1 protein-coding gene and 2 rRNA genes are annotated in these 628 nt (G+C 43.6%); all 3 read right to left on the reverse strand.

The genetic code is table 11. The annotated features are described in order from the left end of the window. Window positions 1-125: ribosomal RNA gene (locus tag DZB84_RS24635) — 23S ribosomal RNA — on the reverse strand; the annotation flags it as partial. Next, window positions 120-242 (reverse strand): hypothetical protein, encoded by a 123-nt coding sequence (locus tag DZB84_RS25520; RefSeq protein ID WP_262984001.1) that lies wholly within the window; start codon window positions 240-242, stop codon window positions 120-122. The genes DZB84_RS24635 and DZB84_RS25520, both read right to left, overlap by 6 nt. A gap of 291 nt (window positions 243-533) precedes the next feature. Then, window positions 534-628, reverse strand: a 16S ribosomal RNA gene (locus tag DZB84_RS24640); the annotation flags it as partial.

The raw sequence follows: 628 nt of genomic DNA on the forward strand, positions 1-628 counted from the left end.
TTCCCCATTCGGAAATCTTCGGATCAATGCTTACTTACAGCTCCCCGAAGCATATCGGTGTTAGTACCGTCCTTCATCGGCTCCTAGTGCCAAGGCATCCACCGTGCGCCCTTCATAACTTAACCTATTCGGCTTTGATAAGCTTCGAATCTCTTTGTCACCTCATTCGTCATCATCCTCACGTACGTTAAAGTACGCTCCGGTGATTCCTCAATCGGTTCCTCGACCTTCTCGCTTCTCATTCACCTTTAAGTTTTAAAGAACTTTACTTCAATGAATGTTTTGTTACGTTATCTAGTTTTCAAAGAACGAAGCTACTGACTTCAATCACATCATGATTAAGCATCAGTGAGTAATCTTCATGCAGCTTTGCGCTGAGGAATCAATCATCTTTGATTAATCTTGCAGACGCAAGCGCAAATGATTTTTGCGTTTATGCAAAAATCGACCTTTGAAAGTACAAAAGCACTCTCAAAACTGACCACAATACAAAGCGTCTTTTTATGAAGTTCGTAGAACTTCAGTTTCCTTAGAAAGGAGGTGATCCAGCCGCACCTTCCGATACGGCTACCTTGTTACGACTTCACCCCAATCATCTGTCCCACCTTAGGCGGCTGGCTCCTTACGG

This window comes from Bacillus sp. HNG, from assembly GCF_003400205.1.
In the GTDB taxonomy this organism is placed as follows: domain Bacteria; phylum Bacillota; class Bacilli; order Bacillales; family Bacillaceae_L; genus Ferdinandcohnia.